25 protein-coding genes, 1 tRNA gene and 1 pseudogene are annotated in these 19,787 nt (G+C 68.1%); 6 read left to right on the top strand and 21 right to left on the bottom strand.

The window, feature by feature from the left end; all coding sequences use genetic code 11:
• Positions 1-22 precede the first annotated feature (22 nt).
• From JYK17_RS38255 to JYK17_RS41110, 12 genes and pseudogenes are all read right to left on the bottom strand, one after another.
• Complete coding sequence (locus JYK17_RS38255) at positions 23-781, bottom strand: LysM peptidoglycan-binding domain-containing protein (RefSeq protein WP_234548407.1); 759 nt, start codon at positions 779-781, stop codon at positions 23-25.
• Positions 778-1,227: a TadE/TadG family type IV pilus assembly protein gene (locus tag JYK17_RS38250; RefSeq protein ID WP_222812199.1), complete on the bottom strand. Its 450-nt coding sequence runs from the start codon at positions 1,225-1,227 to the stop codon at positions 778-780. The genes JYK17_RS38255 and JYK17_RS38250 overlap by 4 nt, the downstream gene beginning before the upstream one ends.
• Positions 1,224-1,676 (bottom strand): TadE/TadG family type IV pilus assembly protein, encoded by a 453-nt coding sequence (locus JYK17_RS38245; RefSeq protein ID WP_222812198.1) that lies wholly within the window; start codon positions 1,674-1,676, stop codon positions 1,224-1,226. Before JYK17_RS38245 ends, JYK17_RS38250 begins: the two co-directional genes overlap by 4 nt.
• Positions 1,673-2,098: a TadE/TadG family type IV pilus assembly protein gene (locus JYK17_RS38240; protein WP_222812197.1), complete on the bottom strand. Its 426-nt coding sequence runs from the start codon at positions 2,096-2,098 to the stop codon at positions 1,673-1,675. The genes JYK17_RS38245 and JYK17_RS38240 overlap by 4 nt, the downstream gene beginning before the upstream one ends.
• A complete protein-coding gene (locus JYK17_RS38235; RefSeq protein WP_222812201.1) occupies positions 2,098-2,259 on the bottom strand; it encodes a hypothetical protein in 162 nt (53 codons plus the stop codon). The genes JYK17_RS38240 and JYK17_RS38235 overlap by 1 nt, the downstream gene beginning before the upstream one ends.
• A 201-nt stretch (positions 2,260-2,460) precedes the next feature.
• A pseudogene (locus JYK17_RS38230) lies at positions 2,461-2,694 on the bottom strand (hypothetical protein); the annotation flags it as partial.
• Between the two features lie 357 nt (positions 2,695-3,051).
• Positions 3,052-3,183 (bottom strand): hypothetical protein, encoded by a 132-nt coding sequence (locus JYK17_RS40910; protein ID WP_261996612.1) that lies wholly within the window; start codon positions 3,181-3,183, stop codon positions 3,052-3,054.
• Positions 3,184-3,238: 55 nt separating this feature from the next.
• The gene (gene cutA, locus JYK17_RS38225; protein ID WP_222812196.1) at positions 3,239-3,565 is read right to left on the bottom strand and encodes a divalent-cation tolerance protein CutA; all 327 of its coding nucleotides are present in this window, start codon (positions 3,563-3,565) and stop codon (positions 3,239-3,241) included.
• A 134-nt stretch (positions 3,566-3,699) separates the two neighbouring features.
• The gene (locus tag JYK17_RS38220) at positions 3,700-4,284 is read right to left on the bottom strand and encodes a glycoside hydrolase family 25 domain-containing protein (protein WP_222812195.1); all 585 of its coding nucleotides are present in this window, start codon (positions 4,282-4,284) and stop codon (positions 3,700-3,702) included.
• Between the two features lie 206 nt (positions 4,285-4,490).
• Positions 4,491-4,751, bottom strand: coding sequence for a hypothetical protein (locus JYK17_RS38215; RefSeq protein ID WP_222812194.1), 261 nt, complete (start codon positions 4,749-4,751; stop codon positions 4,491-4,493).
• A complete protein-coding gene (locus JYK17_RS38210; protein WP_222812193.1) occupies positions 4,748-5,707 on the bottom strand; it encodes a hypothetical protein in 960 nt (319 codons plus the stop codon). The genes JYK17_RS38215 and JYK17_RS38210 overlap by 4 nt, the downstream gene beginning before the upstream one ends.
• A 751-nt stretch (positions 5,708-6,458) precedes the next feature.
• Positions 6,459-6,743, bottom strand: coding sequence for a hypothetical protein (locus JYK17_RS41110; RefSeq protein WP_308011738.1), 285 nt, complete (start codon positions 6,741-6,743; stop codon positions 6,459-6,461).
• Positions 6,744-6,760: 17 nt separating this feature from the next.
• Here JYK17_RS41110 and JYK17_RS41105 point away from each other — a divergent pair, with 17 nt between their 5' ends.
• Entirely contained in the window at positions 6,761-7,000 is a 240-nt protein-coding gene (locus JYK17_RS41105) for a hypothetical protein (RefSeq protein WP_308011737.1), read from the top strand.
• Between the two features lie 232 nt (positions 7,001-7,232).
• On the opposite strand, the gene JYK17_RS38200 is transcribed toward JYK17_RS41105, so the two are convergent.
• Entirely contained in the window at positions 7,233-8,111 is an 879-nt protein-coding gene (locus tag JYK17_RS38200) for a helix-turn-helix transcriptional regulator (protein WP_372465378.1), read from the bottom strand.
• A 105-nt stretch (positions 8,112-8,216) separates the two neighbouring features.
• Here JYK17_RS38200 and JYK17_RS38195 point away from each other — a divergent pair, with 105 nt between their 5' ends.
• Both JYK17_RS38195 and JYK17_RS38190 read left to right on the top strand, forming a co-directional pair.
• Positions 8,217-8,915 carry an SDR family NAD(P)-dependent oxidoreductase gene (locus JYK17_RS38195; protein WP_222812191.1) on the top strand — a complete coding sequence of 233 codons (699 nt, stop codon included), beginning with the start codon at positions 8,217-8,219 and terminating at the stop codon, positions 8,913-8,915.
• Positions 8,916-9,473: 558 nt separating this feature from the next.
• Complete coding sequence (locus JYK17_RS38190; RefSeq protein WP_222812190.1) at positions 9,474-10,112, top strand: HAD family hydrolase; 639 nt, start codon at positions 9,474-9,476, stop codon at positions 10,110-10,112.
• A gap of 52 nt (positions 10,113-10,164) precedes the next feature.
• Here JYK17_RS38190 and istB read toward each other — a convergent pair whose 3' ends face one another.
• The 6 genes from istB to JYK17_RS38160 form a co-directional block, all read right to left on the bottom strand.
• Positions 10,165-10,959, bottom strand: coding sequence for an IS21-like element helper ATPase IstB (istB, locus tag JYK17_RS38185; protein WP_222812189.1), 795 nt, complete (start codon positions 10,957-10,959; stop codon positions 10,165-10,167).
• A complete protein-coding gene (istA, locus tag JYK17_RS38180) occupies positions 10,956-12,602 on the bottom strand; it encodes an IS21 family transposase (protein WP_443742969.1) in 1,647 nt (548 codons plus the stop codon). The genes istB and istA overlap by 4 nt, the downstream gene beginning before the upstream one ends.
• Positions 12,603-12,883: 281 nt before the next feature.
• Complete coding sequence (locus JYK17_RS38175) at positions 12,884-13,291, bottom strand: ubiquitination-like system serine protease family protein (RefSeq protein WP_222812188.1); 408 nt, start codon at positions 13,289-13,291, stop codon at positions 12,884-12,886.
• Positions 13,288-13,467: a hypothetical protein gene (locus JYK17_RS38170; protein ID WP_222812187.1), complete on the bottom strand. Its 180-nt coding sequence runs from the start codon at positions 13,465-13,467 to the stop codon at positions 13,288-13,290. The genes JYK17_RS38175 and JYK17_RS38170 overlap by 4 nt, the downstream gene beginning before the upstream one ends.
• Positions 13,468-14,053: 586 nt before the next feature.
• Positions 14,054-14,130: transfer RNA gene (locus tag JYK17_RS38165), tRNA-Met, on the bottom strand.
• A 271-nt stretch (positions 14,131-14,401) separates the two neighbouring features.
• Positions 14,402-15,514, bottom strand: a complete 1,113-nt coding sequence (locus JYK17_RS38160; protein ID WP_222812186.1) for a hypothetical protein — start codon at positions 15,512-15,514, stop codon at positions 14,402-14,404.
• Positions 15,515-15,845: 331 nt separating this feature from the next.
• Between JYK17_RS38160 and JYK17_RS38155 the strand changes: the two genes are divergently transcribed.
• Genes JYK17_RS38155 through JYK17_RS38145 form a run of 3 tightly spaced genes read left to right on the top strand, consistent with a single transcriptional unit; the run spans position 15,846 to position 17,304 of the window.
• The gene (locus tag JYK17_RS38155) at positions 15,846-16,133 is read left to right on the top strand and encodes a hypothetical protein (RefSeq protein ID WP_222812185.1); all 288 of its coding nucleotides are present in this window, start codon (positions 15,846-15,848) and stop codon (positions 16,131-16,133) included.
• Positions 16,130-16,660, top strand: coding sequence for an RNA polymerase sigma factor (locus JYK17_RS38150; protein WP_222812184.1), 531 nt, complete (start codon positions 16,130-16,132; stop codon positions 16,658-16,660). Before JYK17_RS38155 ends, JYK17_RS38150 begins: the two co-directional genes overlap by 4 nt.
• Positions 16,657-17,304 carry a hypothetical protein gene (locus JYK17_RS38145; RefSeq protein ID WP_222812183.1) on the top strand — a complete coding sequence of 216 codons (648 nt, stop codon included), beginning with the start codon at positions 16,657-16,659 and terminating at the stop codon, positions 17,302-17,304. The genes JYK17_RS38150 and JYK17_RS38145 overlap by 4 nt, the downstream gene beginning before the upstream one ends.
• A 200-nt stretch (positions 17,305-17,504) precedes the next feature.
• On the opposite strand, the gene JYK17_RS40905 is transcribed toward JYK17_RS38145, so the two are convergent.
• Positions 17,505-17,762 carry a helicase associated domain-containing protein gene (locus JYK17_RS40905; RefSeq protein ID WP_234548409.1) on the bottom strand — a complete coding sequence of 86 codons (258 nt, stop codon included), beginning with the start codon at positions 17,760-17,762 and terminating at the stop codon, positions 17,505-17,507.
• Between the two features lie 39 nt (positions 17,763-17,801).
• A partial coding sequence (locus JYK17_RS40900; RefSeq protein ID WP_261996611.1) for a DEAD/DEAH box helicase occupies positions 17,802-19,787 on the bottom strand: 1,986 nt, incomplete at its 5' end.

The raw sequence follows: 19,787 nt of genomic DNA, 5'->3' as shown, positions 1-19,787 counted from the left end.
AACTTCGTACTCGGTGGTGCACTCACACGAGTACCTGGACAGCCGCGGCCTCACCCCACTGCGTGCGGGGGCCTCCTCTTTCCGTTGATGTGCCGGGCATCTTCAGCTGCCAGCCGGGCTGCAGAAAGCTGTTGGCACGAAACGTCGTGCCGTCGGCCATGGTGCGGCCCTCGTTGAGGTCGGCGATCTCCCGCCAGCGTTCCCCGTCGCCCAACTCCTTCTCGGCGATGCCCCACAGGCTCTCCGCGGGCCGCATCTCGCGGACCGTGTACGAGGCATGGGAGGCCGTGGTGCTCGCCGAGGCCAGGGCGGCCTGCTCGGTTTTGGCCGGCGTCGGGGCCTGGGGGTGGCCCGGGATGTGGGCCGCGGTGGCCGCCGGGGCGGCCTGGGCGTCTAAGGCCAGGGCCGAACTGGCGGGCAGCAGCACGAGGATGCTGCCGATCAGGAGAGCCGCGGCGCGCTGCGAGGCACCCATCCCTGGCGGGGCGTGCCAGGTCCGGCCCCGCAGCTGCGCGATCAGCTCGCGCACCGTGCAGAACGCGAACTGGGCCCAGCCGATCCACCCGACCGCGACGAGCAGCAGCACGAACACGGCCCCCGTGTCCTGCCGGTCGAGCAGATGGGCGAGGTCGTCGTGGCTGGCAGCCCAGATGGCCGGGCCGGCCCAGGCCAGCAGCAGCGGCAGCCCGGCGATGGTGGCGGCCAGGACCAGCAGGCTCAGCACTGCTGTGAAGAGCCGCCCCAGGGCGCGCCGGGCTGCGGCGGTTGAGGCGGTGCTCATGAGTCCCCTTCGGGGGCCGTGACACCGTGCAGGAGGGTGGCCTGGCCGTGGCCGGTCACCGGCAGCGAGCCGATCCCCGCCACCGACAGAAACTTCGTGTCATACGTGCTGGTGACCGTGACGGTGAGCATCGTGCCGTCGCCGGACACGCTGACCGTGCCGGTGGCCCCGGCGGAGCGCAGGTAGGCCCGGGCTGCGGCCTGTGCGTCCTGCGGATTGACGGTGATGGCTGTCCCGTTGATGGCCTTGGCGGGGTCGATGGCCTGCCCGCCGGCCCGGGCGGCTTCGCCGGCGATGGAGTCGGCGCGTTCCGTCGCCCGTATCTTGCTGCCGCCGTCGACGGCGAGGCCGATGATGCCGATCAGCGCGACGGTGCACACGGCGACGAACACCGTGACGCCTCCCCGGTCGTTGCCGCGGGCGCGCAAAATTCGACGCAAGATCATGACTGCCCCCGCTGCCGGTACTGATCCACTACCGAGGTGGCGGTCGAGGTGAGGGTCTTGGCCCCCGGCACCCCCGGTAGCAGCAGGTCGGAGAGGTCGACGGTGCAGGTCACGGTCGCGGTGACCGTCCCTACCTGGCCCACCGGCACGCTGAGACCGCCCGTGTTGATGTGGACGGTGGTAGACGCGCATGTAATGCCCTGGTCGTTCAGGGACTGGGCGGCCGCCGCCTGCCCGGTGCTCTGGGCGGAGGCTGCCGTGCGGTGAATGGAGGCCTCCCGTGCCGCGTCCTCGGCTGCCGCGTCGATCTTCGCGCCGGAGGTGACGATGCGTCCGCCGGCGAGGGCCAGGCAGAGGAACATGATCAGCGCGGGGAGGACGATCGCGGCGCTGCCCTCGTCGCTGCGGCGCCAGCGCGCCCACCGGATGGTGTTTCGCACCTGGTTCACGCTCCCGGGACGGTCCATCTCTCTACCGGTCCGGACGCCCGCTGCTTGATGTGCAGGCCCGACACACCGGGGATCATCGACTGGGCGCTGCCCGTCACCTCAACTTGCACCCGCGCTCCGGTGCTGCTGGCCGAAACGCTGTATGCGCGCAGGCTGTCACCTGCGGTGCGGCCCAGCACGTTGCGTGCTCGGGCCGCACCGTCGGCGGGGCTGGCCTGGTAGGCGCGGGCCGCGGTGGCGCCCTCCCGGGCCGCGGTCAGGGCGATCTGGCGGGCGTAGTACCACATCGAGGCCTGGATGACGGCAAGGGTGGCGAGGAGTACGAACGGGAAGACGATCGCTATCTGGATGGACGTGTCTCCGCGGTCCTCGCGCCATCCTCGGCCCCGCCACCATGCGTTGAGCTGCGCCGGAGCCGCCATCAGATGCCGCCGAGCTTGACGTTGTATTTGGAGATCACGACGGCGATGGCTCCGGCGATCAGGAGGGCGCCGACGACGGCGGCCACCCAGATGATCACCGTGGTGATGGAGATGTCGCCGCGGTCCGGCCGGCGGGCAGTCTCCTCAAGGACTTCCCGCACGCGTGTGGCCAGGCGGACGCCCGCCCGGTGGGCGCGCGCCCCGGCCGATGCGCCTTCGTGGTGAGGCCCGGGTCCGCGAAATGCAGTCAAGGTCCCGCTCTGCGGGGGCGTGGTCGCCCGGAGTGCGGCACGGCGGATGCGGGCTGCGGTGTGCTTCATCTTCGTGTGCCTCTCGGAAAAGTTGATCGAGTCGGGGTGATCTCAGACGGTGAGCATGCGGATCACGGCAGGGAAGGCCATCAGCAGCATCACCAGCACCGCCAGGAGGGCTCCGGGGGCGGTCATCTTTTCGCTGGCCGTGTTCGCCTCGGCGGCCTGGCCGGCCAGCAGTTCGGCATTGAGGGCGGCGGTGCGGGCCCGCAGCGCCTTGCAGACGGCGGCGCCGTCGGTGGCGGAGCCGCGCATGATGTCGGCGACGTCGTCCAGCACGGGCAGCCGCGAGGCCGGGGCGGAAACCGCAGCCCGCTCCGTCGAGGAAGCCGGTCCGGACGCTCCGTGCGGGGTTCGCGCGCTCCTTAACGAACGTCTCGCCTGGGCCTACGCCCTCAGCGGACGTGGCACCGACACAGAACGCGCCCTGGAAGCCGCTCAGACAGCACTCGCGGAGGTCCACGACACGCCACAGCCCGATTGGGTGGCATGGGTCGACGACACCGAGCTTCAGATCATGACAGGCCGCTGCTGGACAGAACTGCGCCGACCTCTTCGGGCAGTTCCCGTCCTGGAGGCGGCGCTGAGCCGCTACGACGACACGCACGCGACAAGAGCCTCTACCTGTCGTGGCTGGCTGCCTCATATCTGCACGCCGGTGAGGTCGAACAGGCGGCCACAGTCGCAAGCCGTGCGCTCGACCTCTCCGCCGAGGTCGCTTCCGCCCGCCCCAGGCAGCGCCTCGATCCCCTCATCGACCAGTTGCGCGGACATCACGCGTTGCCCGCAGTCGCCGACGTGTTGGAGAAGGCCAAAGCCTCTTGATCTCCTATCCGGCCGGTGTGGTGTTGGCACTGATCCAGGACAGGCAGCCCTCGGAGCCGGCCTCGATGGGCACGGCCGCAAGCTCGGGATTTGGCCAGGGGTGATGCTTGAGGATGTGAGTTTCCAGGTCTGGGTACCGGGCAGCGGTGGTCTTCAGCAGCAGCTGCCATTCCTCGCCGGTACCGAACTCGCCGTCGTGCCAGAACGCGGAAGTGACGGGGCCGATGATCTGTGCGCCTGCCGCGAGCCGCTCGGCGACGACAGAGCGGGCGAGGGCTACGGCTTGGTCGCGGGTGGGGGTTGCCGTGGACACCTGCAAGTAGTCAGCCATGTACGCGAGCCCATCGGGCGTCTGAGAACGCGAAAAACCCCCGCCTACGAGGGGTGGGGGTGCTTTGCGCCAGCCTACAGGCCGACTCAGTCGACGACGCCGAGCTTGAGTTCCTTTACCTTGTCGACGATGGCCTATTCGACGGCGGTCGGGTCGAGGCAGGCGAGCGCGGCCTGCACAGCGGAAGCCGTGGAGCCGTTCGCTCGCATCTGGGCGACGAGGTAGCCCAGCAGGGTCGGCAACGTCCAGTGACCGTCCTTGTCCAACTCGGCGGAAACCAAGGTGAACTGGGTCTTCATGAGCTTGTCGTAGAGGCTGTCCACGACCTTCTGGATTTCGGTGTCGGAGAGAGCCACGGGGTCCTCCAGGAGGGACTCGGCCCGGGCGCGCAGGGCGTCTTGGGAGGTGAAGGCGGCGACGCTGCGGTCCAGGTCGCCGTGGCTGGAGTACTGCTGGAAGGTCCAGGCGTGCCGGACGCCGGGGTGGCCGGCCGCGTGGTTGGGGTCGGCGATCCACAGGAAGTCGCCCACGTACGACGTGGAGTCGTGGTGCGTCCAGTCGTAGACGTTGCAGTACAGGCCCGTCTTATGGTCCGGCTTGAGCGTCGTGACCTCTCGGACGAAGGTGTCCTGGTCCGCGTTGCTCGCAAGCGTGTGCGCGCTGGTGGTCTCCCAGTCGCAGTCGAGCAGGCCGCCGGGGACGGAGTCGCACAGGCCCACGAAGTACCGGGCTTGCGCGGCGATGTAGGCGGCCTGGGAGCGCTGCTTGGCCTTGATGGTCCCTCGCTCGCCTTGATGAAGACGAAGTCGACGGTGAGCGGGAAGTTGATGGGTTGGACAGCTGTGGCCCCCGGTAGGCCGGGGGTCACAGCTGCACTCCAAGTGCAGTAGTCGGCGGTCGGCGGTATGCGTTTCGCGCGCGGCGATCACACGGCGGGCAGCAGGTCGGACACGTCGTCCACACCGAGGAGCAGGACGTGGTGCCCGACGGTCTCGGTGACGCCGCCCGTGACCCGCTCGATGTCCAGGCGCAGCCGGATGCGGCCGGCGCTTTCGCCGTTGGCCGCAAGGGCATGTTCCAGTGCGTCGTCAAGGCGGTCCGCCGCGGCCTCGGCCGCGGCGTAGTCGGCCAGGTCGCGTGAGAGGAGCTGGCGGGTGGTGGTGTCGCGGAGCTGGTAGCTGGTCATCGGGGCTCGTCCTTCGGTGTGGGGTGAGCAGGTGCCGAGTCGGCGATCCCGCGTGCCGCGTTCACGGCGCGTGACCAGACGTCGGGGCTGCCTCCGTGCTCGCGGGCGAGGGAGGCGGCAAGCCCCCGGACGTCGCCGCGCTCGCGCAGGGCGGCCAGGGCGACGGCCACGCGCCGGTCGGCTTCCGAGCGGGCCGGCGCGGCCGCGGGGCGGCGCTCGAGGGCAGTGCGCACGACGTACTCCCAGGACCGCTGCGGCCCCCCGTACTGCACGCTGAGCTCCGCGGCCAGCCCCGGGTGGTAGCCGTCGCGGTCGATCACCTCGGCGGCGTACTGCTCGGCCAGCTGCGTGGCCGTGAGAGGCTCACCACCGGTGCGGGCGCTCAGCTCGGCCGCGAGAGCCTCCTCGAGGGCGGAGGGCCGGCCGACGGCCGCGTCGGTCTGGGGCCCGGGACGGCGGCCGGCCTTGCCGAGCTTGTCCCCGGTGCGCTTCTTGTCGAAATCCTGCAGGTCGCCGACCCGGAAGGCGGGGATCATGCGGCCCGTCGGACCCTCGACCGGCTCGGCGTGGGGCTTCGGGAAGTAGTCGGGGTTGTCCTTGAGGTATTTGCGGATGGCCGAGGCTCCGCTGAAACCCAGCCACTGGGCGGCCGTGTTGATGGAGACGATGTCCTCCGGGTCGGCCTGGTACAGCTCGGGGTCGGCCTTGAGGACCTTGTTCGCCTTCTCCTGCTGGAACCAAATGTAGAAGTCGCGGAACTGCTGCTCGTCGTAGAAGTCGGTCCCGTCGATGCGTTCCTTCTCCGGGTGGCGGTGTTCCTCCGGCTGGTCGAGCCGGATCTTGTACCAGCGGGCCGCGGTGCCGACGCTGGCGCCGGTGAACTCGCGGATCCAGTCGCGGTTGACCACGGCACGGTCGCCGACGACGCGACGCTGCGGGTTCAGGGCCTTGGGCATTGCACTCTCCGGTTCGGATCGCGGCCCTATACTGAGGGCCTGCTCCTCTTGGTCCTTCGGCGTTCACGCGCCGGCGGGCGAGTCGAGTTGGTGAAGGTGGTCGGCGGGACGTTCGGTCGGGGTTGCCGCCCTGGGCCGACACCCTCGTGAGAGGGTGCCTTCCGCCGCCCACGCTTTTGCCGCTTGTTTCGCGTAATCAATATGACGCTCTTGGTGGGTGGCTGTCAACCTCGCCGGCACCCGAAGGACGTCACAACCGACTGCGGTGGTGCGCGGCCCTGTGTAGGCCGCGTACTTGTGGTTGTCCCCGTGCGCTACGACCCGCGCGCCGACAGCCTGCAGGGCCTCCTCCAGCCACTCCCGGCCGGGCTCGCCCTCGTTACGAGGGCGAGCGCCGAGGGCCACCAGGTGCCGCTCGACACCACCGCGGCCGTGCTCGCCGTTGCGGACCTTGGACATCGCGCGGTCGGAAGCGCGCGGGTTCACGGAACCCTGGACCGAAGGTGCCCGGAACCCGTACACGGACGCCTGGTCAGCGGAGGTCGCCGTGCGGGTTCCGGGTCCGGCTGCCTGCCATCAGCCGACTCACGGGTACGGCCCCGGAGAACCCAACGAGCCGGAGGCCGAAACGCCGAGAGAACCCGCGCACGAAGATCCCGAACCCGTGATGTGGACGTGGCCCGGCGACTCAGGCCCCGTCTACCTACCGCCCCGTCGCCCACTGGTGGCCCTTGCCCAAGCCCGTTACGCATCACTGACAAAGCCGCCGCACCCGCACGACACACCCGTCAGTGGGGGTGGGTGCTGAGTCCGTCGAGGGTGAGGTCGATTCGGCCTGTTCGCGCTGGTCGGGCTTGCCGGAGGTGAGGGCGATGCCGCTGAGGATGGCATACATGTCGGTCGCGCTGATGTCGGTGCGGATGGTGCGGGCCGTGATGGCGGCCATGAGCGAGGCGAGCGCTTCGAGCATCATCTCGCGGCTGTGGGCGTAGGGGTTGACGCCGGATTCGACGACGGCGCGCAGGGCTTCGGCCATGCCGATTTGGCGGTCGCGTGGTCGATGAAGCGGCCTATCCAGTCCGGCAGGGCGTTGCGGGGCTCCATCGTCGCGAGGAGGCCAGGGGCGGCGTCAACCGAGGCCCGTTCTTCGGCAAGCTATTCGCTCACCCGTTCAAGAACGCGTTCGGCGGCGGCGAGTTCATTCCGCTCGGCCTATACCTCCGCTGGCTGCTTGGCCAGCTGTTCTTCGCGTTCGTCCCGTTCCGCGCGCCGCGCGGTGATCCGTTCCAGTAGTTCGGGATCCGTGCACCGGATCGTAGAAGGGCGCCCAGCCGCAGCGGGCGGAGCGGCGAGCTGACGAGGTTCAGGCCGTGTTCGACGGGTCCGGCGATTGGCCAAGGGCGTCTCGTCGCGCCGAGTCCCACTGCCGACCCCTCCGGGGAGTTGGCCGCTTGAAAGGTTCCCCACGACGCGAAGCGATTGACGAGGAACCGTGAGCCGTCGGTCGGCCGATGGGCGGGGCGGATCAGTTGCGTGTGCCGGCCGGTGGGCCGACGACGGTGGTGAGCTGGAGTTTGGTCTCGTCCTCACTGCCCGGCGCGGCGGTCATGATGACAATCTTGAGCTCGGTGTCGCCGTCGGTCAGGACATCGCAGTCCACCGTGACCGGGCCCACCGACGGGTGATCGACCCTCTTGTGAACCTCGCGGTTCGCGGTCACCTCTCCCGTCGCCCACAGCTCGGCGAACCTCTCGTTGCCTGCATTCAGGTCCCGGACCAGGGCGGCCAGGCGGCTGTCTTGGGGGAAGCGGCCGGTGGCGCGGCGCAGATCGGAGACGAGGGCGGCGTCGGCGGTGTCGGGGTCCGTCTCGGTGACCGGCCACAGCGCGAGGGGGGTGTGATCGACGTCCACCGGGAACCTGTCGCGGGCGAAGTTGCGCATCCGCGGCGGCAAGGCCGAGGGGTCTCCCAGCAGGGCGGCCCACCCGTGGTTCCACCACACCAGTTGCCAGTCCGCCGCGAACACGGCCACCGGTACGTCTCCGAGGCGGGCGAGCACTCGTTGCATGCCGGGCGGGAGATGGTCGCAGATCGTGCCGTCCGCCGGCGGCACGATCTGGGCCAGCCGGTAGAGGTGGTCCCGCTCGGCGGTGGACAACTGGAGAGCGCGCGCCAGGGACGCCACCACCGACGCCGAGGGTGTCGTGGCCCGCCCCTGCTCCAGGCGCACGACGTAGTCGACTGACACTCCGGCCAGGTCGGCCAGTTCCTCGCGCCGCAGCCCGACAGCCCGGCGCTTGCGGACGACCGGCAGCCCGGCGGCTGACGGTGGCAGCCGGTTCCGCCACGTGCGGATCATCGCGCCCAGTCCGGCCCCGGGGGGTGTCGTCGTCATGCTCTCCATCCTCCCGCGTCCCCGATCACATGCGGGGGCGCGAGGGTGGTACTGGTCTTCCCACCGTCGAAGCGTCCCTGGTCCGGCTCCCTCGGCAAGGCAACTATCGAAGGCATGACGATCACTTTCATCACCGGAGCCAACAAGGGCATCGGCCGCGAGACAGCCCGCCGCCTCATCGCGTGCGGTCACACCGTTCTCCTGGGAGCCCGCGACCGTGAGCGGGGTGAGGAGGCCGCCGCCGCGCTGGGCGCACGCTTCGTCCCCATCGACGTGACTGACGACGCGTCCGTGGCCGCCGCCGCCGCGGACATCGCCGAGCATGAGGGCAGGATCGACGTCCTGATCAACAACGCGGGGGTACAGGGACCCTTCGGTGATCCCGGCGACCTCACCGCCGCGGACGCCCGCGCCGTCCTCGACGTCAACGTCATCGGCGTGGTCCGCACCACGACAGCGTTCCTGCCGCTGCTGCGCCGCTCGGACGACCCAGTGATCATCAACGTCAGCAGCGGCATGGGCTCTCTCGCCTTCACCCATGACCCCGGCCGGTCCGAGTCGCTCGTCGCCCTGCCGCTGTACGCCTCCTCGAAGGCGGCGCTGACGATGTTGACCACGCAGTACGCCAAGGGGCTCAAGGACATTCGCGTCAACGCCGCCGACCCCGGCTACACCGCGACCGACATAAACGGTCACAGCGGCTCCCAGACCGTCACCGAGGGCACGGACGCGATCGTCGCCCTCGCCACCGAGGGGCCCGGTGCCGGCACCGGACGCTTCATCGACCGCCATGGCGAGATCGCCTGGTCCTGACACCGGCGGTGCCGGGTCACCGGCCCTGAAGAACAGAAACGGGAAGAACATCGAGACCGGTTGGGCGGGAGAACCGCCGCTGCTGCTGGCGTCGGCGGAATCTCCGGCAGAAATCCGCTCTCCTTCAGTGCTCCAGAGGCGGGCAGCAAGCATCACCTGGCTGCTGACCGCCGACATGGGCCCGCAGACATGTCAGCCGCCCTCGGAACGGGTTCCAGATCCTACGGCTGCGCTTCGCGGCACAATCAGGTACTCAACAGGCCCGCCGGAGCCGGCGTTCACCACCCTCTGCGGGGTGTGGCTTCGATCACTTCTTGCGGCAGCGTTTGTTGACGAGTTCTGACGTCATCGTCCGGTCGAGGACTCTGCGGTTCGTCACGAGTTTTGAAGGCACCTGCCGATGCAGCCGAGTCGTGTCGGCGGCTCGCAACAGGGCTGCCACAAGGTTTCAAGATCGCTTGACCTTGCCCCAGAGGGAAGGGCGACAGTGTCTCCGTAGATCACACGGGCGAGCGGTGTGCGCTCGCCAGCAGGGCAGGACGAAGAGGGGGAGTTCGAGTGACGGCGACCTGCGTCATTCTCGATATCGGTGGCGTGCTGGAGATCACGCCGGAAACGGGGTGCGTGCAGCGATGGGAAGAGCGGCTGGAGTTGCCGCTCGGAACTGTGCATGAGCGGCTGCGCGACGTGTGGCAAGCCGGGAGCGTCGGGAGCATCAGTGAACGAGAGGTTCACGAGCAGGTGGCAGCACGCCTGGGGCTCGACGCGCCCCAGGTTGAAGGCTTCATGGCTGATCTCTGGGCGGAATACCTGGGAAAGCCGAACGAGGAACTCATCGCTTATGTGCAAGGGCTGCGAGGAAGCTGCAGACTGGGCATCCTGAGCAACAGCTTCGTTGGCGCCCGGGAGCGGGAGACGGCGCTGTACCACTTCGACGAACTGGTCGAGCAGATCGTGTACTCGCACGAGATCGGCATCGAGAAGCCTGACCCGCGTGCCTTCGAGGCCGTATGTGCCAGCCTGGAGGTGCGGCCGGAGAGCTGTCTGTTCATCGACGATTTCCCAGTCAATGTTGAGGCTGCCCAGGCGGCGGGCATGCAGGCGCATCTGTTCGAGGACAACGCCCGGACGATTACGCGCATCGCAGCTCATCTGAACGCTGGTCCCCGGGTTGCAGGGCCTGTCCCGCTCGGATGACGTCGGCTTGGCCGGCCTTCAGCGGTTGCCGGCCAGGCGGTGGAGCGGTTGATCAGCCCGCTTCTGCGTGTTCGGCACGGGCTCGGGTGCTGGCGAGGCGGTAGGAGTCGGTTCCGGTCTCGATGATGGTGCCATTGAAGGTGAGCCGGTCGACGATGGCTGCGCAGAGACGGGGGTCGGTGAAGGTCTTCGTCCAGCCGCCGAACGACTCGTTTGAGGCGATGGCGACACTGTTCTTCTCCTCCCGCTCGGTCAGAACCTGGAACAGCAGCTCGGCGCCGTGCCGGTCTAGTTCCATGTATCCGAGCTCATCGATGCACAAAAGATCGACGCGGCCGTAGCGGGCGATGGTCTTGTTCAGCTGCTTCTCGTCAGCGGCCTCGACCAGCTCGTTCACCAGTTTGGTGGCGAGGGTGTAGCGGACGCGGTAGCCCTTCATGGCGGCCTCGGTGCCCAGAGCGATGAGCATGTGCGACTTGCCGGTGCCGGAGTCGCCGATCAGGCAGAGCGGCTGGCTCTTCTTGATCCACTCGCAGCTGGCGAGGGTGTTGATGGTGGCCGCGTCGATGTTGGGGTTGGCATCGAAGTCGAAGGTCCGCAGTGACTTCTCCCTTGGGAACCCGGCTGCCTTGATCCGCCGTTCCGAGCGTCGGCGGGCCCGGTCGTCGCACTCCGCCATCAGCAGCTCGGCGAGGAAGCCGCGGTAAGTCATCTGGTCCTTGGCGGCCCGGTCGGCGATGTCGGCGAACTCGTTGCGGATCGACGGCAGCCGCAGCAGACGGCAGGCGGTGTCGATGGCGGTGGTGGCGGCTTGCTCGGTCAATCCTCGCTGGCGGGGCAGGGTCACTGTGCTTCTCCCTCTCGGCGGTCACCGCCGCTGGCGCGACGATGTCGGAGCAACTGGTCATAGGGCGTCACCGAAGGCAGCGGCCTGGTGTCCGGCGGCAGGTGGTTCAGCTTCCACTCGTGCAGAAACGTCACGGTCGCCGACGGCTGCCCGGTGGCCAGCGCAGACGAGGTGACTGGAGCGGTTTCGTCCTCGGTCTGGGCGGCTTTGCGGGCCTCCAGGGCGACCGCGTCCGCGGTCAGCGCTCCGGCCCGCAACGCGGTCGCCAGACCGGCGACCAGGTGCTCGTGCGGGATATGCCGGGCCATCAGGAGCACCTCGATCAAGGCCCGGGTGCCCTCGGTGTCGCCGTGTGCCTTGACCGCTGCGGCCCACCAGGCGTCGTGGACAGGGGTGAACTTGCCTGCGGAGCGGGCCTGCTCGAGTGCGGTCGCGCCGGGGAAGGCGCCTGGCTTGCGGATCAGGGCTTCGAGGTAGTGGTCCAGTTCCAGGCGGCAGCTGCCTTTGGCGATCAGCCGCTCATGACGGGCCACTTCCACATTCTTGTCATGAACCACCAGGTGAGAGGCGTGCAACATCACCCTGACCCGTTTGCCGATCAATCTCACCGGCACTGAGTAGCGGTTGGTGCGGACCGCGATCTGGCTGTAGCGGTCGACGCGAGGCGTGAACACCCGCCCGGTCTCGAACGGCTCCTCGGGCAGCGGCATCAGCAGCGGCCTCTCGACCTCGAAGTATTCGTCGATCGTTCGCGGCCGGGATCCGATCCGGCGCCGGCCGTCGTGCTGGTCCCACTGCTCGACCAGCTCGTTCAGCTCCGACAATGAGGCGACCTCGGGCACTGGGGTGAAGTGGTTGCGCCGGAAATAGCCGATCTGCCCCTCGACCCCGCCCTTCTCGTGAGCGCCGTCGATGCCGGGCCGGCAGTAGAAGCTCTCGATCCCGAAGTGCGATTTGAAGGCGATCCACCGGTCCGTCTCCACCCTCGCCCGGCTCAGCCCCAGCACGCGTGCGACGGCGGCCTTCAGGTTGTCGTAGCGGACCTTGCTCCGTGGGACACCGCCCAGCGTCCGCAGGGCGTGCACGTGCCCTTCGAAGAAGGCTTCCTGGCCGCAGGAGGCGAAGACGCGGTGGACGGCCTTGCCCGAGTACGACAGGCGGAAGGAGAACAGGTAGCAGGTGACCAGTTCGCCGGCGAGGCGCACGCTCACGTCGCCGAAGTCGACCTCGGCCTCCATGCCCGGCTGGTGGGTCTGCGGCACGAACGCTTCCAGCGGGGCCTTGCCCGACTCCACCAGGATCCGAGGCTTTCGGTCCGCGACGTAGCGCCGCACCATCTGGTAGGAGACGTCGGCGCCGTGCTCTTCGACCAGGCGGTGGAAGAGCCGCGTGACCGTGTGCCGCTGCTTGCGCGGCGCATCCAGGTCCGCCCGCAGGATCTCGTCGATCACCGGCTTGTACGGATCCAGCGCGGTCGGGCGTGGCGGCAGCTTCTTCCGAGGCTCTGGCCAGACCGAGTCCACGGCCCTGCGGACCGTCCTCCACGACACGTTGTACTTGCGCTCGATCTCCCGCATCGTCATGCCGCCGCGGTGGTCGCGCCGGATCGCGGCATATAGCTCGACCTTCGACATCTGCGGCATGACCAGGGCCTTTCACCAGGAACACCCCGATGCTCCCGTGGCAAGGACCCAAGTGCCGTCAAAACTCGTGAACATCACCCGCCCGTGGATCTGGGTGCCTCCCAAACCCGTGAACAACTGACGACGCAACTCGTGAACAAAGCCACCCGGCTGTACCGCATCCGGCTTCATCGCTTGTGGGTGGTCCTGCACCTGGCCATAGCTCTGTATGGGCTCTGCCTCTTCGTCGTGTGCGTGGTCGTGGCCTGACGCAAGGAGCAGGTGCTCTTTGCTTGGCGGCCTCAGGCCTTTGGTGCCCGGCGGTGTCGCAGCCGTCGCTGCAGGTGCCCCGCGCTGGTGGGGTGATGTTGGCTGGAGTGGTCTGGCTGGTGCTTGCTCCCGCGGGCGCGAGCGGCTTGGACTTGGGCGGGTGCCCACTGGCGGGCCCAGCGGACGGTGCCCTCGTAGATCCAGTAGTGGGAGCGGCAGGGACAGCTCCAGTTCCCGATGGAAGGGGCGAGGCTGATGGTGGCGCCGTTGAAGATCAGGCGCCAGTCGTCCGGGCTGAGCGGGGTGACGATCTTGCTGCCGCAGCCGCAGCAGCACAGGTGGGCCACGGTCGTGAACGTCAGCGACACGTAGAGCACACCGGGCTGCAGCTGTTCGGGGATGTACTCGACGAAGCGGTGATCGAGCCGCGCCTGTTTCACGGCGTGTCCTCGCCCGTCAGCACGTTGCCGTCGATCTGGTAGACGCTGTGCATCTCCTCCTCCAGATCGAGGTAGAAGCTGTAGAGCTTCTTCCACTTGATCACGGCCAGGCAGGCGTTGAGTTCGGCGATTTGGATGTTGCTGCCGTAGTCGTTGGGGGCTTCCCTGGCAGCCATGGGAATGCGCTGGTGCTCGTGCACGTGCCGGCGGCGTGGTGGTGACCCGCAGCAGCCCGGAAAGGTGCCCGTCCGCCTCGTACACGCCCATGCCGACATCGATGAACGGCACCTGGTACTGCTCGAGCTTCTCGACGATCAGCCGGCGGGCCATGTTGTCGTCCACGTAGATGGGATGGGCCACGACACCGGCGCGCATCTGTGCGTAGACGGACGCGAAGTACTCCGCCTTGGGCGGGGCTTCCGTGAGGTCCTCGCGGGTAGCCGCGCCGGGGGAGCGGAAGACGTTGTGCTGCAGGAATTTGGCGCCGTCGTAGAGGTGGATCTAACGAGCTCACCATCTCCCTTCCCAACGCCAACAACCGACTCAAGAAGCTCGTCGAAGCCGGGGCCCTGTACCGAGAACGCGGCGCAGGGCCTGAGCGGGGCGGAAAAGAGTTCACCTACCGCCTGGCTAGTGATGGTGACGTCGCAAGACATCAGATACCTGTATGACTGAGGGCTCGCCGCGCCGGCAGCGGGCGCCGCGACCGATACGGCTCCGGCCCCTCCCTGGCGGCGGAATGCCGGAGGAGGGAGCCGGATGTGGTAGCGGGGGCGGCATTTGAACCTGCGACCTCTGGGCTATGAGCCCAGCGAGCTACCGAGCTGCTCCACCCCGCGTCGGTGCACTGAGCGTATGCCATCCGGGAAGCGGCTACAGGGATTTACCCGTACCCCGGCGCGGCGACGGGGATGCCGTGCCGACGACATCCCCGTCGCCGACAACCGCGTACGGCAACTTCTTCCGCTGGAGCCCCGCCGATCACCCGGACCCGCGCCGGCATCTCCGGGATCGGCCGGGAGGCGCTGGGCTTGGGGTCCTGAGCCGCCCGGGCGCCTCACCGTAGGGGTGACTGCTGGTGAGGCGCGCCGAGAAGGGGCTGTGAGCTGGTCAGTCGACAGGCGGGGGCCGGTCGTCGAGGACAATGGTGGTCACCTCGCCGTTCTGCTGGGGGCTCTCGGTGCTGGTGGCGGCGGTGACGGCCTGGTGGGTGCGAGAGTGGATGGCGTGGGCGAGGGCCCAGGCGGCCAGGTCGTCCTCGGCGGGCTGGTCGAGGATGTGCTGGGTGGTGACCAGCACGGCGAGCAGGGAACGGCCCGAAAGACGGGTGTCGATCTGTCCGTCGTCGGTGTCACCGATCAGGTCCGGTAACCGGAAGTGGGCGTGCGGCAGGGACTTCTCCACCAGGAACGCCCAGGTGTCCTTGTGGCAGATCAGCCGGGCAGAAGAGACGGCCGCCGCTGCCAGCAACCCGCGCCGGTACTCCGCCTGCTGCTCACGGGCGCCAGCGGTACCGCTGCTCGGCGTGCCGACAGGTTCGGTAACTGCTGGAGGCGGCACCGCGGCCGGGTCGGGGCCCAACACGGCAGGCTTCGGATCCTCTTCTCGGTCAGCCGGCACGGACGCCAAGTCCCCCGCACCGCTTGCCACTTCGGCGGGAGCGGCGGGGGCGGACGACATGCCGTCGATGCCGCTCGGTGCGCGCTGCGCGGTATGCCCGTCCATCCGCCCGGTCTGGTCAGTCGGCTCGGGCGGATCGCGGAAGATGCGCTCGTCGGTGTCGGTGGGCGGGGTGTCGGCAGCATCCGGTACGTGCTCATCGGGCACAGGGGTGTCGTCCTTCCGCTCGTCGTCGAGGCCTTCCCCGACTTCCAAGGCTGCCGGCGCCTGCCGGACGGGAAGAACGTCCTCGGCCAGCTCCGCAGTACTGGGGATGTGGGGCAGGCCCAGGGTGTGGGCCCAGGCCTGGGCGATCTCCCGGCGCAGATCGTCGACCGTGGTGCGGACTTGGCCGAGGTCGCTGAGCATCCGTTCCTGCCGGCGGCGCAGTTCGCGGTTCTCCTCCCGCACCCCGGTCGTGCTGTAGGTGACGTGCTCCAGGACCTTGCTGTGCCGGCTCTCCTGCACCTGGTGCAGCGCAGTGATCCCGGTATGGGGGTCGGCGAGCATCCGGCGGATCTCGCCGAGCTCACCGATGATCTTCTCGATGTCCCGTCGTGCCACGCGCCCTCCCTTCGCGATGACCGGGACATCCTTTCCGTCCACCCGTGAACTAACGCTGCACTTTTCAGCCGTTTCGCGTATGCCGCACGGATCTGCCCCAGAGAGGGGACGCCCCCTAAGCACGTCCGCCTCGGCAAGCAGGCGCAGCAGAACCGATTTCGTTCTCACCCACCGACGTGACCTGCGGAAACGGTGCGATAGGTGGGCGAGGGGAGGAAGTTGAGGAAAAAACTTCGCCTCCGGCATCCGGATCCGGCCCCCAGTGGCGTGTAAGGGGGTGAAGGCCCCGGCCTTCACCAACGAGTTCGTCACTACTGGGAGGCCTGGTCCGATGACTTGGTCGTACTGGGCAGGAGCGGGCGGGGTCTCACTTCCCCTGCTGGTCCTGCTGTTCCACGCGATGCGCCGCACCCGGAGCATCGTGGAGATGCTACTGAAGGCGCATCTGGTGACCCGGGTGGAGCGCGAGCAGCGTGCCACCATGGTCGCGATGGCGCAGTCCCTGCCCGACGGCGGCGCCGCCGCCCGCTTCGAGCAGGGACAGCCGGCCTGGCTGTTCCGCAAGGACGCCGCCGACCCCGCCGACCACCGCGCCATCACCACGCGGGAGGCTGCGTGAGCGAGGGCGCACCGGGAGCGGACTTCGAGTCCTTCGTCCTCGACACCATCGAGGCGTTCTCCCGACTGGCCCGGGCCAAGGCGGGCGACCTGCACAGCGCCGAAGACGCTGTGCAGGACGCCTACCTGAACATGTACCGGCAGTGGGAGAAGATCTCAGCACGGCAGGGATCTCTCACCGCCTACGGCCGTACCGCCGTAGCCCACGCGGTCATCGACCAGTTCCGCCGTAACAGGCGGCTGGCCACAGTACCGATGCCGGTGCAGGAAATGCCTGACACTCAATCCGGCATCGGAGTCCCCGAAGCCGCATACGAAATGGTTAAGGAAGGCATCGACGAACTCGTCGCGCGCCTTCCTGAACGGCAGCGCGAGGTTATCACCCTGTGCGTTTTGCAGGACCTCAGCCCCGCAGTGGTTGCACAGCGCCTCCAGATCAAGGAGGAGTCGGTGAAGCGCTACATCAAAGCGGCCGCCAACAACCTGAAAAAGTCCATCAACGAATCCAGCGAGGAGGTAACCGCATGAACTACCTGCCGACTTGGCCCCACCAGCCCAAGGAGTACGCAACCATTCGGCTCCTCGCCCTGTGGGTCCTGCTCGATGGTTCTGAGCAGGCAGTATCCAAGAGTCCCCGTATCGGCGAGGACTCTGTCCAGGCGGAGGGGGGCCAGCCCACGGGCCGGCCCCCGGCCCCCGCCATCTGCCTGCCCTACAGCATCGACGGCAATCATCGAGTCGGAGCACTCAACGAACTCCGCATCCTCCTCAAGAAGGAACTCAATGACTGCGCAAGGCCCCAAGAAACACGCCGCGTAGCAGAAATCCTAGAACTAATGGAGTGGGATACTGAAGCGCGGACGTGGTGGCAAAAGGCTGCCGACAAGGGCGACGAGGATGCTCAAGACTATCTTGAAGTCCTCGATGCTGAACAAAAAAACGAGCTATTGACATGCCAGGAAGAACAAGGAAAGGGATACTTCGTCGGCACCGTCACTTCACTCATGGGTGACAGTGATTTCGCATGCTCTCGCAAAGCAGCAGGCAGAGTTGAATCAGCTTTGGCCGAAGCCGGGCTCGACCTGCCTGACGGCAAAGCACAGGCCCTGATCCGCGAGATCGAAGACTTCCTGGGACGCCTAGACCCCACCACCGGCGGCCCGCGATGCTGACCCGACACCGCGCCCTGCGCCCAGTCCGCTTTGGAGAGGCCCTATAGACCAGAGCACCTCAGTGAGGTCTTCACGCTAGAAGGCCAGACGACTCGTTGAAGTGGCGGTCCACTCCCCGCAAACGCGGGGGTGGACCGCCACTTGCATTGACGCCGAGCTTCGTGAATCGCCTCACGGAACTCACCGTGCGTACACCACACTCACCAGCGCATGCCGAGGGCATCCAGGTCAGCACGACGTTCCGCGCTCAACCGGGCGGCCCTGCGCCGGGTGTTGTCGAGGAATGCGCCCAGCTTGATCTCCTCGCCGTTCACGAGTTCGATGTGCTTGCGGGCGGGGCGGAGGTGGCCTTCGCGGGCGTAGAACTGGCGGGCGGCGGCGAGGTTGGTGGCCCACCGGTCACGTTGTGAGCGCGGGACTGGCCGCGCACCCGTCGTGTCGTCGGGATCGACGCCCAACGTCTCCAGAAGCCAGACCTGCGCAGGGTGGAGCTCATCTCACGCGGCCTTCTGCCCGGCGATCCACGCTCCGAGGTCCTCGCCCTGCACGACCACCTCACGCGGCCCGACAGGCAGCGTGCCGCCGGCCTTCACGTGGGCGAGCGCCAACCGGTAGTTGCGCTGCCAGGAGACGTCCCACCCCGCCGGGCACCACCCGGGATCGATCTCCTCCAACGCCTCCATACGCCTGGGAGAGAGCTCCCCAGCGCTCGAGACGCCCGTTTCCCCAGCCTCCCGCCGCGCGGTATTCTCAACGCTCTTCCGCGCCGCGGCACGCATGTTCTTGGCCCAGACCCCAATCGCTGTGTCCTCCCAGACCGCGGATGCCGGCGGCAGAAAATGACCATGTGCGTCCGCATAGGAGCGGGCCACCGCCAGTCCGGCGTCCCACGCGGAGGCGTGGACAGACCAGACCATGCCCAGCCGCTCCAACTCCTCAACCCGCGAGGCCTCCAGACTCCCCACGGCGTAATAACGTCGCTGATCCGCGATGAAGACCCCGAGGGGATGGTTTCCGATCGCGCCCCAGTCCTCCGGGGTGACGTACGTGTACGGCACCCGCAGCTCCGCCGAGCGAGTTTCGCGCCGCCACCGGGTGGCGGCCTCGATCCCACGCCGCCAGTACACGCCCTCCGGATCGATCACCCGCAGCTGCACGAACTGCGCCAACGCCGCCGGGTCACGCTCCTCACTGAACCGCAGCACTTCCGCCGCCCGAGCCGACACCAACGCCTGCCCGTCGTCGACGTCCTCCAGACCCTGCTCCTCACCGTCTCCCGCGCCCTCCTCACCGTCCTCAGCCGCGCCCGAACGGGCGTTGCGCAAACGAGGGTCGGCGAGAGCTTCGATCGTCTCCGTGTCGTGCGCTCGGAGGGCTCCAAGGATCTTGCTGAGGGTGCTGTAAGCATCCGAGGTGAGCAATTCATTCGCGTCCTCGCCCGGCCCAAGGAAGACCGGAACGACCAAAGTCGCGAGTTTTCCCCGCTCCGGCCTCAGCCGCAGAGCCCGCCCGACCATCTGCACGATGTCCACCATCGAACCGCGCGCATCCGCGAAAAGAACCGCATCACACTCAGCAGTATCGACGCCCTCTCCGAGCACCCGCACAGAGCTCAGCACACGCAATTCTGCACACACATCCCGGCCCTCGAAACTCGGGCCACCGAGAAAATCTGACGCGAATTCATCCAACACGGCACGGCGGTGCCCGGCGGCGTGCTCGCCATACAGCCACTCCGCCCACACCCGCTCCGCCGGCGGGAAGGTGTCAGGGTCGTCCTCGGCGAGCCGGCCCGCCGTCACCGGCACCGCGGCCGCCATCGCCTCCGCCTCACCCACCCGGCTGTGAAACGACAACACCCGCCGAAAACGCTCCTGTTGGGCCGCATACATCAAACCCGCCTGCATCGCCGCCAACCGCGCTCCACGCGCCGCATCCGAGCCCGGCGCCTCACTGGACAGCGCCGCATACAAGTCCGGGTCACGGATGTCCAAGCACAGCACCTGGTACGGGGCCACGATGCCCCGCCGGATCGCCTCCGACAACGTCAGCTTGTAGGCCACCGGGCCGAAGACGGGCGAGCCGTCCTCCATCGACGCCACCAGACGAGGCCGCTCACCCTTCGCTTCCCACACCCGCGCCGTCGCAGTCATGTACAGCCGCCGCTCCGCGGGCAGCTGCGTCTGGTCGTGTACGGCCGCCCATGGCTTCATGCCATCGCCACTCGTCCTATGGGCTTCGTCCACGACCATCAGGCTCCAAACCTCGAGGCCAGCGGCATGCGCCCGCTGCAGGATCCCGAGACCGACCGAGGCGTACGTGGCGAAGGCGGTCACCGTCTCCAGCCCAGACACCCAGGCCACCAGCTCATCCGGATCGGTCGTACACGGCAGACCCTGGCTCTCCTCCGCCCGCAACGAACACACCCCGACCATCGCCCCCTGTGAGTGGGTGGTGGGGTGGCAGTGGGTGGTCGTCAGCGG

This window comes from Streptomyces plumbidurans (genome assembly GCF_019857225.1).
GTDB classification, from domain to species: Bacteria; Actinomycetota; Actinomycetes; order Streptomycetales; family Streptomycetaceae; genus Streptomyces; species Streptomyces plumbidurans.
The sequence above is the reverse complement of the archived record's forward strand: the minus strand, read 5'-3'. Positions and strand labels throughout refer to the sequence as shown.

Bases quoted from the DNA above. Each gene is read 5' to 3' on its own strand.
- JYK17_RS38210 (WP_222812193.1), bottom strand. From the start codon at position 5,707: ATGCCCAAGGCCCTGAACCCGCAGCGTCGCGTCGTCGGCGACCGTGCC.
- JYK17_RS38155 (WP_222812185.1), top strand. From the start codon at position 15,846: ATGACTTGGTCGTACTGGGCAGGAGCGGGCGGGGTCTCACTTCCCCTG.
- JYK17_RS40910 (WP_261996612.1), bottom strand. From the start codon at position 3,183: ATGTCCGCGCAACTGGTCGATGAGGGGATCGAGGCGCTGCCTGGGGCG.
- JYK17_RS41110 (WP_308011738.1), bottom strand. From the start codon at position 6,743: ATGGCCGAAGCCCTGCGCGCCGTCGTCGAATCCGGCGTCAACCCCTAC.
- cutA (WP_222812196.1), bottom strand. From the start codon at position 3,565: ATGGCTGACTACTTGCAGGTGTCCACGGCAACCCCCACCCGCGACCAA.
- JYK17_RS38195 (WP_222812191.1), top strand. From the start codon at position 8,217: ATGACGATCACTTTCATCACCGGAGCCAACAAGGGCATCGGCCGCGAG.
- istA (WP_443742969.1), bottom strand. From the start codon at position 12,602: ATGCCGCAGATGTCGAAGGTCGAGCTATATGCCGCGATCCGGCGCGAC.
- JYK17_RS38240 (WP_222812197.1), bottom strand. From the start codon at position 2,098: ATGGCGGCTCCGGCGCAGCTCAACGCATGGTGGCGGGGCCGAGGATGG.
- JYK17_RS38145 (WP_222812183.1), top strand. From the start codon at position 16,657: ATGAACTACCTGCCGACTTGGCCCCACCAGCCCAAGGAGTACGCAACC.
- JYK17_RS38215 (WP_222812194.1), bottom strand. From the start codon at position 4,751: ATGACCAGCTACCAGCTCCGCGACACCACCACCCGCCAGCTCCTCTCA.
- JYK17_RS38200 (WP_372465378.1), bottom strand. From the start codon at position 8,111: ATGGAGAGCATGACGACGACACCCCCCGGGGCCGGACTGGGCGCGATG.
- JYK17_RS38170 (WP_222812187.1), bottom strand. From the start codon at position 13,467: ATGGCTGCCAGGGAAGCCCCCAACGACTACGGCAGCAACATCCAAATC.
- JYK17_RS38250 (WP_222812199.1), bottom strand. From the start codon at position 1,227: ATGATCTTGCGTCGAATTTTGCGCGCCCGCGGCAACGACCGGGGAGGC.
- JYK17_RS38255 (WP_234548407.1), bottom strand. From the start codon at position 781: ATGAGCACCGCCTCAACCGCCGCAGCCCGGCGCGCCCTGGGGCGGCTC.